At 61.7% G+C, this 16,391-nt stretch carries 16 protein-coding genes; 7 read left to right on the forward strand and 9 right to left on the reverse strand.

Annotation, left to right across the window (positions count from 1 at the left end; genetic code table 11):
- Window positions 1–46 precede the first annotated feature (46 nt).
- A complete protein-coding gene (locus tag FGE05_RS23665; protein ID WP_139648773.1) occupies window positions 47–736 on the reverse strand; it encodes a VacJ family lipoprotein in 690 nt (229 codons plus the stop codon).
- Between the two features lie 202 nt (window positions 737–938).
- Here FGE05_RS23665 and FGE05_RS23670 point away from each other — a divergent pair, with 202 nt between their 5' ends.
- A complete protein-coding gene (locus FGE05_RS23670; RefSeq protein ID WP_139648775.1) occupies window positions 939–1,559 on the forward strand; it encodes an HAD family phosphatase in 621 nt (206 codons plus the stop codon).
- A gap of 111 nt (window positions 1,560–1,670) precedes the next feature.
- Entirely contained in the window at window positions 1,671–1,934 is a 264-nt protein-coding gene (locus FGE05_RS23675) for a DUF4404 family protein (protein ID WP_041021911.1), read from the forward strand.
- Window positions 1,935–2,118: 184 nt separating this feature from the next.
- Here FGE05_RS23675 and queF read toward each other — a convergent pair whose 3' ends face one another.
- Both queF and FGE05_RS23685 read right to left on the reverse strand, forming a co-directional pair.
- Window positions 2,119–2,949: an NADPH-dependent 7-cyano-7-deazaguanine reductase QueF gene (queF, locus tag FGE05_RS23680; protein ID WP_139648777.1), complete on the reverse strand. Its 831-nt coding sequence runs from the start codon at window positions 2,947–2,949 to the stop codon at window positions 2,119–2,121.
- Between the two features lie 61 nt (window positions 2,950–3,010).
- A complete protein-coding gene (locus FGE05_RS23685; protein WP_139648779.1) occupies window positions 3,011–3,538 on the reverse strand; it encodes a plastocyanin/azurin family copper-binding protein in 528 nt (175 codons plus the stop codon).
- 155 nt (window positions 3,539–3,693) lie between these two features.
- On the opposite strand from FGE05_RS23685, the gene FGE05_RS23690 reads away from it, so the two are divergent.
- Window positions 3,694–4,374 (forward strand): heavy metal response regulator transcription factor, encoded by a 681-nt coding sequence (locus FGE05_RS23690; protein WP_139648781.1) that lies wholly within the window; start codon window positions 3,694–3,696, stop codon window positions 4,372–4,374.
- Window positions 4,371–5,717: a heavy metal sensor histidine kinase gene (locus tag FGE05_RS23695; protein ID WP_139648783.1), complete on the forward strand. Its 1,347-nt coding sequence runs from the start codon at window positions 4,371–4,373 to the stop codon at window positions 5,715–5,717. The genes FGE05_RS23690 and FGE05_RS23695 overlap by 4 nt, the downstream gene beginning before the upstream one ends.
- Window positions 5,718–5,881: 164 nt before the next feature.
- Here FGE05_RS23695 and FGE05_RS23700 read toward each other — a convergent pair whose 3' ends face one another.
- The 3 genes from FGE05_RS23700 to FGE05_RS23710 form a co-directional block, all read right to left on the reverse strand.
- Window positions 5,882–7,126 (reverse strand): lipoprotein-releasing ABC transporter permease subunit, encoded by a 1,245-nt coding sequence (locus FGE05_RS23700; RefSeq protein WP_139648785.1) that lies wholly within the window; start codon window positions 7,124–7,126, stop codon window positions 5,882–5,884.
- Between the two features lie 63 nt (window positions 7,127–7,189).
- Window positions 7,190–7,873, reverse strand: a complete 684-nt coding sequence (gene lolD / locus FGE05_RS23705; RefSeq protein WP_175363615.1) for a lipoprotein-releasing ABC transporter ATP-binding protein LolD — start codon at window positions 7,871–7,873, stop codon at window positions 7,190–7,192.
- A 7-nt stretch (window positions 7,874–7,880) separates the two neighbouring features.
- Entirely contained in the window at window positions 7,881–9,131 is a 1,251-nt protein-coding gene (locus FGE05_RS23710; RefSeq protein ID WP_041020655.1) for a lipoprotein-releasing ABC transporter permease subunit, read from the reverse strand.
- 94 nt (window positions 9,132–9,225) lie between these two features.
- Here FGE05_RS23710 and FGE05_RS23715 point away from each other — a divergent pair, with 94 nt between their 5' ends.
- Both FGE05_RS23715 and FGE05_RS23720 read left to right on the forward strand, forming a co-directional pair.
- Window positions 9,226–9,822: a PilZ domain-containing protein gene (locus FGE05_RS23715; RefSeq protein WP_139648789.1), complete on the forward strand. Its 597-nt coding sequence runs from the start codon at window positions 9,226–9,228 to the stop codon at window positions 9,820–9,822.
- A complete protein-coding gene (locus tag FGE05_RS23720; RefSeq protein ID WP_139648791.1) occupies window positions 9,819–10,541 on the forward strand; it encodes a glycerophosphodiester phosphodiesterase family protein in 723 nt (240 codons plus the stop codon). Before FGE05_RS23715 ends, FGE05_RS23720 begins: the two co-directional genes overlap by 4 nt.
- Before the next feature lie 42 nt (window positions 10,542–10,583).
- Here FGE05_RS23720 and sthA read toward each other — a convergent pair whose 3' ends face one another.
- Both sthA and FGE05_RS23730 read right to left on the reverse strand, forming a co-directional pair.
- Window positions 10,584–11,978: a Si-specific NAD(P)(+) transhydrogenase gene (gene sthA / locus FGE05_RS23725; protein WP_041020652.1), complete on the reverse strand. Its 1,395-nt coding sequence runs from the start codon at window positions 11,976–11,978 to the stop codon at window positions 10,584–10,586.
- A 210-nt stretch (window positions 11,979–12,188) separates the two neighbouring features.
- Window positions 12,189–13,175, reverse strand: coding sequence for an FAD:protein FMN transferase (locus tag FGE05_RS23730; RefSeq protein ID WP_241802165.1), 987 nt, complete (start codon window positions 13,173–13,175; stop codon window positions 12,189–12,191).
- A 263-nt stretch (window positions 13,176–13,438) separates the two neighbouring features.
- Here FGE05_RS23730 and FGE05_RS23735 point away from each other — a divergent pair, with 263 nt between their 5' ends.
- The gene (locus tag FGE05_RS23735; protein WP_139648795.1) at window positions 13,439–14,737 is read left to right on the forward strand and encodes an MFS transporter; all 1,299 of its coding nucleotides are present in this window, start codon (window positions 13,439–13,441) and stop codon (window positions 14,735–14,737) included.
- A gap of 170 nt (window positions 14,738–14,907) precedes the next feature.
- Here FGE05_RS23735 and FGE05_RS23740 read toward each other — a convergent pair whose 3' ends face one another.
- Window positions 14,908–16,371 carry a glyceraldehyde-3-phosphate dehydrogenase gene (locus FGE05_RS23740; RefSeq protein ID WP_041020650.1) on the reverse strand — a complete coding sequence of 488 codons (1,464 nt, stop codon included), beginning with the start codon at window positions 16,369–16,371 and terminating at the stop codon, window positions 14,908–14,910.
- Window positions 16,372–16,391: the final 20 nt, after the last annotated feature.

A 16,391-nucleotide genomic window follows, 5' to 3' on the forward strand; every position in this document is an offset into this window, starting at 1 on the left:
CGGAAGGCGGCCTCCAGGGCCGCCTTCCGTTTGTCTCTGGATCGAATCAGAAATCGTCTTCGACCTGGCCATCCTTGACCTTGAACTCGCGGTTCTGCAGGTAGGCATTACGGATGAACACGTACTTGTCGCCGCTCACCAGTTTCTCGGCCGACAACAGGCTGGCGCGGGTATCGACGACGTTCAGACCGAAGATGGAGTTACGCACCGACACATTGTCGATGTAGGGATAGGGCGTGGTGTAGTTATCGACAAGCTTGGCCGGCGCATCGCGCAGCGTGCTTGGCCCCAGCAACGGCAGCATCACGTAGGGGCCGCTGCCCACGCCCCAATAGCCGAGGGTCTGGCCGAAATCTTCATCGCTACGTTGCAGTCCCATCTTGGTGCCGACATCGAAGAAGCCCAGCAAGCCGAACGTGGTGTTGAAGATCAACCGGGCCGTGTCGACCCCGGCGGAGGCCGGCTTGGCCTGCAACAGGTCGTTAGCCAGGTTGCCCACATCGCCGATGTTACGGAACATGTTATGGATGCCGTCTTCAAGGAACTGCGGCGTCACATACTGATAACCCTGGGCCAGTGGCTTGAGCGCGTAGGTATCAACGGTGTCGTTGAAGGTGAAGATAGGACGGTTGATGCTTTCCCATGGATCTTCTTCCGTAGCGGCCTGAGCGGCGAACGGCACCAGCAACACACTGGCGGAAAGAAACAACTGAGCTAGGCGATGGCTCCAGCGCATAGGGAAAACTCCTTGGTTCATTCAGGCAAGGGCGCCGAGCCCAGGCGGTAAGATGGTGGGTAGTATAAGGTGGAAAGCGCCGATAGGCAGCATGGAAAAGAAGCTGCTCGTAGGACATTTCCACGACCCGACCCTTTCATTTCTCTGTCACTGGACTGTCATTGAAGCACGCTAGGCTCGGCTTATTTCAAGGATGACCCCAATGCCCCGCGCCGAAGCCCTGCCCCTCCCCGCTCCCAGCCTCACCGCCGTACTGTTTGGCCTCAGCGGATGTCTGGTGGACTTCGGGGCACGCACTCGCCAACCAGGGACAACGCCGGCCGAACATGCGCAACCGACACCCGGCGCCCTCGAAAGCCTGCGGCACCTGCAACTGCAAGAAATTCCCTGCGCCTGGCTCGATGAACTGCCGCCAGCCGTCAGTCATGGCCTGGCGGCGTCGTTACCGGCGTGGATCAAAGCGCCGCAACTTCCTGCAACAAATAATCCGTGGCCGGCCCCTCATGCCTGCTGGCAGGCACTGATGGCGCTGAACGTCCAGCAATTGGACGGATGCGTATTGGTCAGCGGCGAACCCCGTTTGCTGCAGTCAGGGCTCAACGCCGGCTTGTGGACCATCGGGTTGGCCTCCTGCGGCTCGCTGTGTGGCCTGACACCCAGCGAATGGCAAGCCCTGAGCCAACAGCAGCGGGAAATCAGGCGCGCCAAGGCCACGGTAGAGCTGTTCAGTCTGGGGGTGCATTCGGTCATCGATCATCTGGGCGAACTGGATACCTGCCTGGCAGACATCGGCCAGCGTCGGCTCAAGGGCGAGAAGCCCTGACCGGGATCATGCAGGGAACGTGAGGGTGGATTACTCTTAGGGCAAGCCATGGACTTTTGACGCACCGCCGCGGTCCATGGCTGTGCCTATCAATTATGGGAGTTAATGCCAATGGCGCGCCTCGAACTGCAAGAACAACTCAATGCCCTGCGCGAGCAATTGGACCAGAACCCGCCCCTGTCCGAACCTGAGCGCGAAAACCTGCAACAACTGATGGCTCAGATCGAAGCCGAAATCCAGCTGGAGAACACCCTTCAGGACACCAACCTGGTGGATGGCGTGAACCTGGCCGTGGAACGCTTCGAAGTCAGCCACCCGGCCGTTGCAGGGACGTTGCGCAACATCATGCTGACGCTGGGCAACATGGGGATCTGAAACACCGGACAAAGAAAGCCCCGCTCCATCGATGGCGGGGCTTTTTTATACTGCAACCTGAAATGCCATCTTTGTGGGAGCGAGCCTGCTCGCGAAGACGATTGCACATCCAACCTCAATGTTGCCTGATTCATCGCTATCGCGAGCAGGCTCGCTCCCACAGGGGATCCCCTCTGCCAGGTGGTTACTGACGAACCAGCCGCAGGTTCGGCAGTTGCACGCTTTCAGTGCTGCGATAGGGGTTGATGTCCAGCCCGCCACGTCGGACATACCGCGCATACACCGTCAATTTCTCCGGCTTGAGCAAGCGCTGCAAGTCGAGAAAGATTCGCTCCACACATTGCTCATGGAAATCCGAATGCTGGCGGAAGCTGACGATGTAGGCCAGCAGGCTGGCAGGATCGAGCGCTGCGCCGCGGTACTCCACGACAACGCTGCCCCAGTCCGGCTGACTGGTCACCGGGCAGTTCGATTTGAGCAGGTGGCTGTGCAGGCTTTCTTCGACGATGCGCGACTCATCGCATCGCAGCAGCTCCGGACGGGGGTGCGCGTAGGAATCGACGCTGATATCCAGGTCGTCGATGCAAACGCCGGGCAGCGCCACGACGCCTTCACGCTCCACGTCCTTGAGGCTGCGAACCCGCACCTGCACCGGTTTCCCCGCCGCCGCCGAGAGGTCCTGGCGCAGGGTCGCTTCCAGGCTCGCGGTATCGGCGAACGGGGTCTGATTCAGCGAGTTGAGGTACAGCTTGAACGACTTGGACTCAATGATGTTCGGTGAGTCCGCCGGAATCGCGAACTCACCGATCGCCACCACCGGCTTGCCGGACGGTAAAAGCCACGACAGCTCGAAACAGTTCCAGAAATCCACGCCCTTGTACGGCAGGGTGTCGGCCGTCAGGCCCAGCTCCGCCCATTTTGCGGTACGCGGAATCGGGAACAGCAGTGACGGCGTGTACGTGGCGATGTATTCGCTGGATTTGCCCAGCGGCGAATGTTCGGCTGCGGGATGCATGACGGAAACCTGACTGAAGAATCAGCGGATTCTATCAGCCTTTGCCCAAGCCTTTGAGTGCTTACTGTCTGACGGTCAAGTCACCCTTCATCCCCGCCTGGTAATGACCGGGAATATTGCAGGCGAACTCCAGGCGCGTGGCCTTGCTGAACGTCCAGGTCAGCTCGGCGGTCTTGCCCGGCTCCACCAACACGCTGTTGGGATCGTCATGGTTCATGCCGGCCATGTCATGGTCCATCGAGCCATGGTACATCGAGCCATGCCCCATCCCCGTCGGCATCAATTGCCCACTCTGCTGCATCTTGAGCATTTCCTGTTGATGCTCGGCGTGCATCGCGGCGTCGCCAAGATTGAACTCGTGCAGCAACTGGCCCTTGTTGATCAGCACGAATCGCACGGTTTCGCCGGCTTTGACGTCGAGCGTGCGCTGATCGAAGGTCATGTCTCCCATCACCACATCAATGGTGCGGCTGGCCTTGGCCGCCGGCGCAGGCTGGCCGAAATCGAAATGCCGGCCCGGCGAGGCCCACGACGACGCACTGAAGGCCAGCGCACAAGCGGCCAGGATCAAACGTTTTCCCATCAACATGTCCATACTCCAACCGGATAATATTCAACGTGCGCAAACTCTATCCCCATGCGGCTGCCAGCCGACTGACAGCTTGATTACAACTTTGTCAGCTTGCGCCGCAGCGGTGCCTGCCGCGGTATAACCTCACGCCGAAACCTGTCCTGAGCCGCCCTATGAAACTGCTGATCGTCGAAGACCAAACGAAAACCGGCCAATACCTGCGCCAGGGCCTGGGCGAGGCCGGGTTCAACGCCGACCTGGTGACCGATGGCATCAGCGGCCAGCAGCTGGCCCTGAGCGGTGACTACGCCCTGCTGATCCTCGACGTGATGTTGCCCGGCTGCGACGGCTGGCAGATTCTGCAAGCGGTCCGCGGGGCCGGGCTGGACACCCCCGTACTGTTCCTGACCGCGCGGGACGCGGTACAGGATCGGGTACACGGCCTGGAACTGGGGGCCGACGACTACCTGGTCAAACCCTTCGCCTTTTCCGAGTTGCTGGCACGGGTCCGCAGCCTGCTGCGCCGGGGCGGTTCGACGCCCCTGGAAACCAGCCTGCAACTGGCGGACCTGCGCCTGGATCTGATCCGTCGCCGTGTCGAACGCAGCGGCCGACGCATCGACCTCACCGCCAAAGAGTTCGCCTTGCTGGAAATGCTCCTGCGCCGCCAGGGCGAGGTACTGCCCAAATCCTTGATCGCCTCCCAGGTCTGGGACATGAATTTCGACAGTGATACCAATGTCATCGAAGTCGCGATCCGGCGGCTGCGACTCAAGATCGATGATGAGTTCCCCAGCAAACTCATCCACACCGTGCGGGGCATGGGATACGTGCTTGAAGAGCGCAGCCTGTGAGGGGCCGGTGGTCGTTGAGTAGCCGACTGGCATTGCTGTTCGCCGCCTGCACCGCCGTGGTGTCCCTGTTTGCCGGGATACTGTTCAGCCGCGCCAGCGAGGCGCACTTCATCGAGTTGGACCAGCAGTTGCTGGAGGGCAAGCTGATCGGCCTGCGCCGCGCCCTTCAGGATCTCGATGCCGAGCAGACCCAGCGCCGCCTGGAAGACGAACTGAGCCGACAGGCCGACCTGGCCCTGCGTATCAAAGGCAGCGACGGCGTGCGCTGGTATGACAGTTCGATCCAGATTCCGGCCCAACTGCCCGAAACCCCTGGCCTATTCACCCTCAGCGATGCCGACACCGATTACCGAGTCCTGAACGCAGCGCTGTACCCCGATCGTCCGGACTCGCCGCAACTGACGCTGCTGCTGGACATCACCCACCACCAGCATTTCCTGCAACGCATGCAGCGCCTGATCTGGCTGACCGTCGGCCTGTCGGCCCTGGCAACTGCCCTTCTCGGCGCCTGGGTTGCCCAACGCGGTTTGCAGCCGCTTCGCCGCATGGGAGCCATCGCTGGCGGGGTTTCGGCACGCTCACTCAACGCCCGACTGCCCGAAGACCGCATGCCGGCCGAACTGGCGGAATTGGCCCACAGCATCAACGCCATGCTCGGACGCCTCGATGACGCCTTTCAACGGCTTTCGGCGTTCTCCGCCGACATCGCCCATGAACTGCGCACGCCGCTGTCGAACCTGCTGACCCACACCCAGGTCACCCTCACCCGCGAGCGCACACTGGAGGATTACCGCGAGACGTTGCACAGCAATCTCGAAGAGCTGCAATGGATGGCCCAACTGGTCAACGACATGCTCTACCTGGCCAAGGCCGACCATGGCCTGCTGGCACCCCACCGCGAACCGCTGGAGCTGGCGCAGGAAGTGGATGTGCTGCTGGAGTTTTTTGCGCCACTGGCCGAAGACGCCCAGGTTCGCTTGAGCCGCGAGGGCAGTGGTCGCCTCGAGGGGGATCGCGGCATGTTGCGCCGGGCCCTGTCCAATCTGCTGGACAATGCCCTGCGTTTTACCCCCATGGGCGGTGAAGTGCGGGTACGAATGATCGAGACTGCCCAGGCGTTGAGCGTGAGCGTGGAGAACAGCGGCGAAGGCATCCCGGCGGACTTGCTGCCGCGCCTGTTCGACCGTTTCTACCGCGCCGACCCGGCCCGCCGGGAAGGCAGTAGCGAACATGCTGGCCTGGGCCTGGCGATCACCCGCTCAATCATCCGCGCCCATGGCGGCGAGATTCACTGTGAATCAGCCGATGGCTGGACGCGGTTCGTGATTGAGTTGCCAAAATAGGTTGAGCCGAACGCCAGCCCTGTGGCGAGGGGATTTATCCCCGCTGGGGCGCGAAGCGGCCCTAAACCTGCCAACCCGATCTGCCAGATTGAATGAGAGCTTTTGGGGCTGCTTCGCAGCCCAGCGGGGATAAATCCCCTCGCCACAGGGGGGTCGCGCTGACCTTACGAATACCGCAACGCCTGCGCCGGTTCGATCTTCGCCGCGCGCCACGCCGGATAGACGGTGGCCAGGAAGCTCAGGATGAAGCCTGCGGCACAGATCAGCACCACGTCGCCGCGCTGAAGCTCCGACGGCAGGTTGCTGACGAAGTACACGTCGGAGCTGAAGATGTGCTGGCCGGTGACCCGCTCCAGCCAACCCACCAACTCACTGACGTTCAGCGCCGCAATCACCCCCAGCACACCGCCGATCACCGTGCCGACGATACCGATCACCGTGCCCTGGACCATGAAGATCGCCATGATCTGCCGCGGCGTGGCGCCGATGGTGCGCAGGATCGCGATGTCCGCGCCCTTGTCGTTCACCACCATGATCAGCGTGGCGATGATGTTGAACGCCGCCACCGCGACAATCATCAGCAACAGCAGGCCGATCATGGTCTTCTCCATTTTCATGGCACTGAACAGGCTGCCCTGGGTGTGGGTCCAGTCGTCGGCCTTGTAGTCCGAGCCCAGGCCCGTAGCGATATCGCCGGACACCTTCGGCGCAGCGTAGAGGTCCTTCACCGCCAGCCGCACGCTCTGCACCTGGTTCGGCTGCCAATGCTGCATCTGTGCGGCGTCGGCCAGATGGATCAGGGCCATGGAGCCATCCAGCTCGGCGCCGACCTTGAACACACCGACCACGTTCAGCCGTTGCATCCGCGGCGTGATACCGCCCGGCGCGGTGCTGACTTCCGGCACGATCAGGGTCAGCTTGTCGCCGACGTTCAGGCGGAAGCGCCGGGCGGTGATTTCACCGATCACCACGCCAAATTCCCCCGGCTTCAAGGCATCGAGACGACCCTGGACGATATGCTGGGCGACAATGGACACCTTGCCTTCCTGGGCCGGATCGACGCCGCTGATCTGGATCGGCTGCATTGAGCCCTTATAGCTCAGCATGCCTTCCATCTCGGTGAACGGCACGGCGGCGGTCACCTCGGGATTTTTCAGCGCGGCGGCGGCCACTGGCTGCCAGTCATCGATCGGATTGACCCCGACGATGGTGGCATGGGGCACCATGCCGAGGATGCGCGAGCTCATTTCGCGCTGGAAGCCGTTCATCACCGACAGCACCACGATCATCGCCAGCACACCCAGGGCGAGGCCGATCATCGAGGTCATGGAGATGAACGAAACAAAGCGATTGCGGCGCTTTGCGCGGGTATAGCGCGTGCCGATGAAGATCGATAACGGTCTGAACATTCGCGGAGCACCGTAGAAAAATTAAAGACCCGGCGCGTATCACCAGCGCCGGGTTGCGGGCGGTCAGATGGGCGTCAGGCAACCTTCCTGCAAATGCAGGACGCGGTCCATCTGCCGGGCCAGGTTCATGTCGTGGGTCACCACCAGGAACGCGGTGCGCATCGAGGTGCTGAGTTCCAGCATCAGGTCCTGGATGCCCTGGGCGGTGTGGGAGTCGAGGTTGCCGGTCGGCTCGTCGAGCATCACCAGGCCTGGCTTGTTGACCAGGGCGCGGGCAATCGCCACCCGCTGGCGCTCACCACCGGACAGTTCCGCCGGCTTGTGCTCCAGGCGATGGCCCAGCCCTACCCGCTCCAGCAACGCGGTAGCGCGCTGGCGGGCCTCTGGAATCGCCGTGCGGCCGATCAACAGCGGCATGCAGACATTTTCCAGGGCGGTGAACTCGGGCAGCAAATGGTGGAACTGGTAGACGAAGCCCAGGGAGCGGTTACGCAACAGGCCACGGCCCTTCTCGTTCAGCGCCGAGAGTTCTTCCCCCGCCAGCCAGACACTGCCGGTGCTCGGTGTATCGAGACCGCCCAGCAGGTTGAGCAAGGTACTTTTGCCCGACCCGGAGGTACCGACAATTGCTACGCGCTCACCCGGATGCAGCTCCAGTTGCAGGCCCGACAACACCACCACCGACTCCGGGCCTTCCTCGTAGGATTTGCCCAGGTTGCGGCAGCTCAAGATTGCTTTTTCACTCATGCCCGACTCACTCATAACGTAACGCCTCCGCAGGCTGGGTGCGCGCGGCACGCCAGGCTGGATACAGGGTGGCGAGGAAACTCAGGATCAACGCGGCGCCGCAGACCATCAACACATCGTCGGCCTGCAGTTGCGATGGCAGGTAGTCGATGAAATACACGTCGGCGTTGAGAAACTTGTGCCCGATCAGGCCTTCCAGGGCGGCAATCGCGGCGCTGACGTTCAGCGCGGCGAACATCCCGACCAGGGCGCCGACCAGCGTACCGATCACGCCGATGACGGTGCCCTGGACCATGAAGATGCGCATGATCTGTCCCGGCGTGGCGCCCAGGGTCCGCAGAATGGCGATATCACCCTTCTTGTCGTTCACCACCATCACCAGGGTGGAAATGATGTTGAACGCGGCGACGGCGACGATCAGCAGCAACAGCAGGCCGATCATGGCTTTTTCCATGCGGATCGCCTGGTACAGGTTGCCGTGGGTGCGGGTCCAGTCCCGGGCGTAATAACGGTCTTCACCGAGCTGCTGGGCGATGGTCCACGCGGCACGCGGCGCCTGGAACAGATCGTCGAACTTCAGCCGCAGCCCCTGGACCTGGTCCGGTTTCCAGCGATGCAGGCGCGCCAGGTCCTGGAGGTTGGTAACGCCCAGGTAACCGTCCAGCTCCCCGGCGCCGACATGGAAAATGCCGACCACGGTAAAGCGCTTCATGCGCGGGAACACGCCGCCCGGGGTCACGGTGACTTCCGGCGCGACGAAGGTCAGCTTGTCGCCAATGGCCACGCCCAGCTTGGTCGCGGCCTTGTCGCCGATCACGATGCCAAAACTGCCCGGCGCCAGGTCGTCGAGCCGGCCCTGCTGCATGAAGTTGTCGATGATCGACACCTGCCGCTCGAGCCCGGGGTCGATGCCGTTGAGCAGCACCTTGGACACCTTGCCGTCGTTGGTCAGCAGCCCCTGCATCTGGGTGAACGGCGCAACGGCCAGCACCTGCGGGTTCTGCTTGACCTTGGCGGCCAGGCTCGGCCAGTCGCTGATGGCTTCGCCGGATTCGACGGTGGCGTGGGGCACCATGCCCAGCACGCGGGTGCGCATTTCATGGTCGAAGCCGTTCATCACCGACAACACGACGATCATCACGACCACGCCAAGGGCCAGCCCGATGATGGATGTCAGGGAAATGAACGATACGAAATGATTGCGACGTTTTGCACGGGTATAACGCGTGCCGATGAATACGAAGAGAGGTCTGAACATGTCGGGGCTTGTTCGGGGGGAAAAGGAACGTCCTTGTGGCGGGGGTCTCAAACCAGCTTTACACTCAGACCACCGCCGCTACCATGGGTTCGCCATGTCGACATTAGATGAAGAAGATCGCCGCGAATACTACCGTATCGAGGACACGATCGCACTGGAAATTCGGCCCCTCTCCATTCCTGAAGCTGCTGGCCAGGAAGTGTTGCAGGATCCTTCTCCATTGTTCAATCTGCTCAGCGAACTGCACCTGAGCGAGTTCGAGTCACAGCACCTGCTGCGCCAGATCAGCGAGCGCGAACGCAGCATCGCCGCCTATCTCAAGGTGATGAACAAACGTATCGACCTGCTCAGCCAGGTCATTGCCCTGACTGTGCTCGGCGAGATCGGCGAGCCGCAGCCGGTGATCATTTCCGAAGGCGGCATCGACTTCCAGTACCCCACCGCCATTGCCATCGGCGCGCACCTGTCGATCAAACTGGTGCTCATGCCCCAGGCCCTGGGACTGTTGCTGCGGGCGCGGGTCACCCATTGCGACCCCAAGGGCGACGGCTACGACGTAGGCACCGAGTTCGAACGCCCAACCGACGCCCAGCGCCAGCTGCTGGCCCGCTACATCCTGCAGAAACAGGCGCAAGAACGCCGCCTGGCGCGGGAACAGAACGAATCAGGTATCAATAAGGAAGAACCGTGACCCTCATTTATGGCCACCGCGGCGCCAAGGGCGAAGCACCGGAAAACACCCTGACCGGTTTTCAGGAATGTCTCAAGCACGGTGTACGCCGTTGCGAACTGGACCTGCACCTGTCCATGGACGGCGAGTTGATGGTGATCCACGACCCGACCCTCAAGCGCACGACCGACCGCCGGGGCAAGGTGGTGGAGCACTCCGCCGCCGAACTGGTGACCTACGATGCGCGCAAGGGTGGCCCGGGCTGGATCACACCGTGCCCGATCCCGCGCCTGGAAGAGCTGTTCGAGAAGTGTGATTTCGAGCACTGGCAACTGGAGGTCAAGAGCGCTTCACGCACCCGGGCGGCAGCCACGGTGCTGGGGATCCGCGAGATGGCCCAGCGCTTCGGCCTGCTGGACAAAGTCACCATCACCTCCAGTTCCCGGGAAGTGCTCAAGGCCGCGCTGGAGTTGACGCCGGACATCTCCCGCGGGCTGGTGGCCGAGTACGCCTGGCTCGACCCGCTGAAGGTCGCCCAGAGTTACGGTTGTGAGATTCTGGCGTTGAACTGGACCTTGTGCACGCCCGAGCGCCTGATCAAGGCGCAGCGCCAGGGGCTGCATGTGTCGGTGTGGACCGTCAACGAGCCTGCGCTGATGCGCAGGCTCGCCGACTTTGGCGCTGACAGCCTGATTACAGACTTTCCCGGTTTGGCCACTGCCACGCTCGAGAATGGCTGAAATCGGTCTCCCCGGCCGGCTCAGGCCACCGGCCGGAGCCGCTCAAAAAAGCCGGTTGAGCCCGTCATAGGCCGCTACCCGATAGGCTTCGGCCATGGTCGGGTAGTTGAACGTGGTGTTGACGAAGTACTTCAGCGTGTTCAGCTCGCCTGGCTGGTTCATGATCGCCTGGCCGATGTGGACGATCTCCGAAGCCTGGTAACCGAAGCAGTGCACGCCGAGCACTTCCAGCGTCTCGCGGTGGAACAGGATCTTCAACATGCCTTGCGGCTCACCGGCGATCTGCGCCCGCGCCATGCTCTTGAAGAAGGCCTTGCCCACTTCATAAGGCACTTTGGCCTGGGTCAGTTCCTGCTCGTTCTTGCCGATCGAGCTGATTTCCGGAATGGTGTAGATACCGGTCGGCACGTCGTTGACGAAACGCCAGCTGCCGTTGTCGACGATGCTGCCGGCGGCCGAACGCCCCTGGTCGTGGGCGGCACTGGCCAGGCTCGGCCAGCCGATCACGTCACCGGCACCGTAGATGTTCGGCACACAGGTGCGGTAGTTCTCGTCGACTTCTATCTGGCCACGGCTGTTGACCTTCACGCCGATGTTCTCCAGGCCCAGGGCATCGGTATTGCCGGTGCGACCGTTGCACCAGAGCAAGGCGTCGGCCTTGATCTTCTTGCCGGACTTGAGGTGCAGGATCACGCCGTTATCCACGCCTTCGACGCGATCGTAATCTTCGTTATGGCGCACCGTGATGTTGTTGTTGCTGAAGTGATAGCTCAGGGCCTGGGAGATTTCCGAGTCCAGGAAGCTCAGCAACTGGCCACGGTTGTCCACCAGCTCCACCAGCACACCCAGGCCGCTGAAGATCGACGCGTATTCGCAACCGATCACCCCGGCGCCGTAGACGATGAGCTTGCGCGGGGTGTGTCCCAGGCTGAGGATGGTGTCGCTATCGTAGATACGCGCGTGGTTGAAATCGATGTCGGCAGGACGATAAGGACGCGAGCCGGTGGCGATGATGATGTGCTTGGCCACCAGCTTTTCCACCACGCCATTGCCGCACACCACTTCCACGGTCTGCTCGTCGGCAAAGCTGCCGGTGCCGAAGAATACGTCGACACGGTTGCGGGCGTAGTAGCCGGTACGCGAGGCCACCTGCTTGGAGATTACCTTCTCGGCACTCTTGAGCACGTCGGGGAAGGAGAACCAGCGCGGCTCGCCGATGGCCCGGAACATCGGGTTGGTGTTGAACTGCATGATCTGCCGGACCGAGTGACGCAAGGCCTTGGACGGGATGGTACCCAAGTGGGTGCAGTTGCCGCCGACCTGGCGACGACTGTCGACCATCGCCACCTTGCGTCCTGCCTTGGCGGCGTTCATTGCCGCGCCTTCTCCCGCCGGGCCGGAACCCAGTACCACCACGTCGTAGTTGTAGACAGCCATGCGTACTCCTCAGAACAGGCCGTGGCACCCGATATGGCGCCGACGGCTAAATCACGCCGGGTTGCGGCATGAAGGAACAATTTTGGGCCGGTTCACGCGCCCGGCCGCAGTCTATCGAAGCGTCAACGCCGCGCACATTACCCCTTGGTCGCGTCAGAGGCTAGTTTTGCTGCGTTATTTCGCCACACCTACGCTTTCACCAGCCTGTCATCATTGGGTTTTTCCGCTGCTGATCCGTTCAAACGCATCGTTGGTACGGGTGACAAAACGATCTTTGTCCCGCAGCACGAAAAATACCCCAATGTCATGTTTCTCGGCATAGTCCCAACCCTGCTCAGGCCCGAGAATCAGCAACAGCGTCGACAGTCCATCGGCCATCAACGCCGAAGGATGAATCACCGTGACTGACGCCAGGTTGTGCAGGACCGGTGCACCGGTGCGCGCATCGAAGGTGTGGGAATAGCGCGTGCCGTCCTGCTCGAAGTATCGGCGGTAGTCGCCGGAAGTTGAAACACCGTAGCCATTGACCTCGATGACACGCTCGGCCACTTGCTGGTCATCCCGAGGCGCCTCCAAGGCGACGCGCCACGCCGAACCGTCAGGTTTGCGCCCGAGCGCCTTGAGTTCACCGGTGGCTTCGGCCAGGTAGCTGTCGATGCCCAGGGCCTGGAGCCTCGCGGCGATCCGGTCGACGGCATAACCGGCGGCAATGCTGTTGAAATCGACTTCCACCGGGGCATCCTTGCACAGCCGGTCGCCCTCGATACGCAAGTGACCATGGCCGACGCGCTGGCGCACCTGGGCCTGGACCTCGGCACTCGGCACCTTCTCTTCCCGGGACTGGGGACCGAAGCCCCACAGGTTCAGCAGCGGTTCGACCGTCAGGTCAAAAGCACCGCCACTTTGCGCGGATAACTGCTCCCCCAAGCCAATCAATTCCAGCACCGGGGCGGACATGACCTGGCAACTGTTGGCCGGCAGCGCATTGAAACGTTCGATGTCCGAGTCGCTGCGATAAGTGGATAACTGCCGATCCACGTCGGCAAGGATCTGCTCGACCTCGGCCTGCACCGCTGCCGGGCCTGGCGTGGCCGCATGCCTGACGTACTGGATGGAATAATGACTGCCCATGGTCGGGCCGTCGAAACGCTCCAGGGTATCGCCGTTGCCGCAGCCGGACAGTACGCCGACCAGCATCACAAGCGTTGCCCATCGTCCAGTTAACAAATCTTCATCCCCCCTCAAAACCACGACGGCCATTATGGACTTCAGTGTCCGCCAGTCCAGATGCAACAACCTGTGGGAGCAGACCTGTGGGAGCAAAGCTTGCTCGCGACGCAAACGACTCGGTCCACCTGCAAGGCCGCGCCTTCGTTCATCGCGAGCAAGCTTTGCTCCCACAGGCTCGCTCCTACAGGTACTGCGTTTCCAACAAGATTTACCAGAGTGAGTACCTACACATGCCTTCCAACACGAGCAACGGCAAGGCGATTTTTCGCGTTGTCAGCGGCAACTTCCTGGAGATGTTCGACTTCATGGTCTATGGCTTCTACGCCACGGCCATTGCCAAGACGTTCTTCCCCACCGACAGTGCTTTCGCCTCGCTGATGCTGTCCCTGGCCACCTTCGGCGCCGGGTTCCTGATGCGCCCGCTGGGGGCGATCTTTCTCGGTGCCTACATCGACCGCCATGGTCGCCGCAAAGGCCTGATCATCACCCTGGCGATGATGGCCGCCGGCACCTTGCTGATCGCCTGCGTACCGGGCTACGCCACCCTGGGCGTGGTGGCACCGTTGCTGGTGCTGCTGGGTCGGTTGTTGCAAGGTTTCTCCGCAGGGGTCGAGCTCGGTGGAGTGTCGGTGTACCTGGCGGAAATCTCCACACCCGGGCGCAAGGGCTTCTTTGTCAGTTGGCAATCCGCCAGCCAACAGGCTGCCGTGGTATTCGCCGGGCTCCTGGGGGTTGGCCTCAATCATTGGCTGAGCCCGCAGGAAATGGGCGAATGGGGCTGGCGTGTACCCTTCCTGGTAGGTTGCATGATCGTACCGGCGATTTTCGTGATCCGTCGCTCCTTGGAAGAAACGCCTGAATTCCAGGCGAGAAAGCACCGCCCCACCCTGTCGGAAATCATCCGTTCCATCGGCCAGAACTTTGGCATCGTCTTGGCCGGCATGGCGCTGGTGGTGATGACCACGGTGTCGTTCTACCTGATCACCGCCTATACGCCGACCTTCGGCAAATCCGAGTTGAACCTGTCGGACCTGGACGCGTTGTTGGTCACCGTGTGCATCGGCCTGTCGAATTTCTTCTGGTTGCCGGTGATGGGGGCATTTTCCGACAAGGTCGGACGCAAACCCCTGCTGCTCGCCGCGACCATCCTGGCAATCCTGACGGCCTATCCGGCGCTGTCCTGGCTGGTGGCGAACCCCAGCTTCAGCCATTTGCTGATCGTCGAGCTGTGGTTGTCGTTCCTGTATGGATCCTACAACGGCGCCATGGTGGTGGCCTTGACGGAAATCATGCCGGTGGAAGTGCGCACCACCGGGTTCTCCCTGGCCTACAGCCTGGCGACCGCAACCTTCGGTGGATTCACACCGGCGGCCTGCACTTATTTGATTCATGTGTTGGGCAACAAGGCTGCGCCGGGGATATGGCTCAGCGGTGCGGCGGTGCTGGGGCTGATTGCTACCCTGGTGCTGTTCAAGGGCAATCGTCATCAACTGCGGACTGCGCAGGCTTCAGCCGTTAGCGGCGCCTGATCAACCGCTATCGCGAGCAGGCTCGCTCCCACAGAGTGTACGCGGTCAAATTGTGGGAGCGGGCTTGCTCCGGGCGGCGATCCGACGATGAGGCCCGTGAGGCCAACACAAAACCCCCAGACAAAAAAACGCCCCGACAAGTCGGGGCGTTTTTTATGGGCGGCTAGCGCTTAGCGTGGGAACGCTGGCGGGTTCACACCGGCCATGTCTTCCATCACGCGAACCACCTGGCAGCTGTAACCGAACTCGTTGTCGTACCAGACGTACAGAACAACGCGGTTGTCTTGGCTGATGGTTGCTTCAGCATCCACGACACCGGCGTGGCGCGAGCCCACGAAGTCGGTGGACACCACTTCCTGGGAATTGACGAAGTCGATCTGCTTATGCAGATCGGAGTGCAGCGCCATGTAGCGCAGGTACTCGTTCATCTCTTCACGGGTGGCGGCTTTCTCAAGGTTCAGGTTGAGAATGGCCATCGACACGTTAGGCGTCGGCACACGGATCGCGTTACCGGTCAGTTTGCCGGCCAGCTCAGGCAGGGCCTTGGCGGCAGCGGTGGCGGCGCCGGTCTCGGTGATGACCATGTTCAGCGCGGCGCTGCGGCCACGACGATCGCCTTTGTGGAAGTTGTCGATCAGGTTCTGGTCGTTGGTGTACGAGTGAACTGTTTCGACGTGACCGTTGACGATGCCGAACTTGTCGTTCACTGCCTTGAGCACCGGCACGATGGCGTTGGTGGTGCAAGAGGCGGCGGAAACGATCTTGTCGTCCGCGGTGATGTCGCCGTGGTTGATGCCGTGAACGATGTTCTTCAGCTTGCCCTTGCCTGGCGCGGTCAGGACAACGCGGTCGACACCCGGGCAGGCCAGGTGCTGGCCCAGGCCGTCGGCGTCACGCCATACACCGGTGTTGTCCACCAGCAGCGCATCCTTGATCCCGTACTGGGTGTAGTCCACCTCGGTCGGGTTCTTCGCGTAGATCACCTGGATCAGGTTGCCGTTGGCGGTGATGGTGTTGTTTTCTTCGTCGATGGTGATGGTGCCGTTGAACGAACCATGGACCGAGTCACGGCGCAGCAGGCTGGCACGCTTGGTCAGGTCGTTCTCGGCGCCCTTGCGCACCACGATGGCCCGCAGACGCAGGCCGTCGCCACCACCGGTTTTCTCGATCAGGATGCGCGCCAGCAGACGGCCGATACGACCGAAGCCGTACAGGACCACGTCAGTGCCTTTGCGAGCCGAAACGTTCTGCTGGCCAACCACATCAGCCATCTCTTCACGCACGAACTGCTCGGCGCTACGGCCATTGCCTTCGTTGCGGAATTTGAACGCCAACTTGCCCAGGTCCACCGAAGCCGCGCCGAGCTTGAGCTCGCTCATGGCCTTGAGCAGAGGGAATGTTTCGTGGACGGAGAGTTCGCTGTCGTCGGAGGAACGGTGGCGAGCAAAGCGGTGCGCCTTGAGAATCGCGATGACAGACTGGTTGATCAGGCTGCGGCCATAGATCGAGCTCACCACGTTGTTATTGCGGTAGAGCTGACCGATGAGAGGGATCATCGCTTCGGCGAGTGCTTCACGATCAATCCATTCACCAAGACACTGGTCGGGCTTCTGAGTCACGGGAACCTTCCACATGTAGGGGCTGAAAAAAGGGG

It is taken from the genome of Pseudomonas sp. ICMP22404, from assembly GCF_006227205.1.
GTDB lineage: Bacteria > Pseudomonadota > Gammaproteobacteria > Pseudomonadales > Pseudomonadaceae > Aquipseudomonas.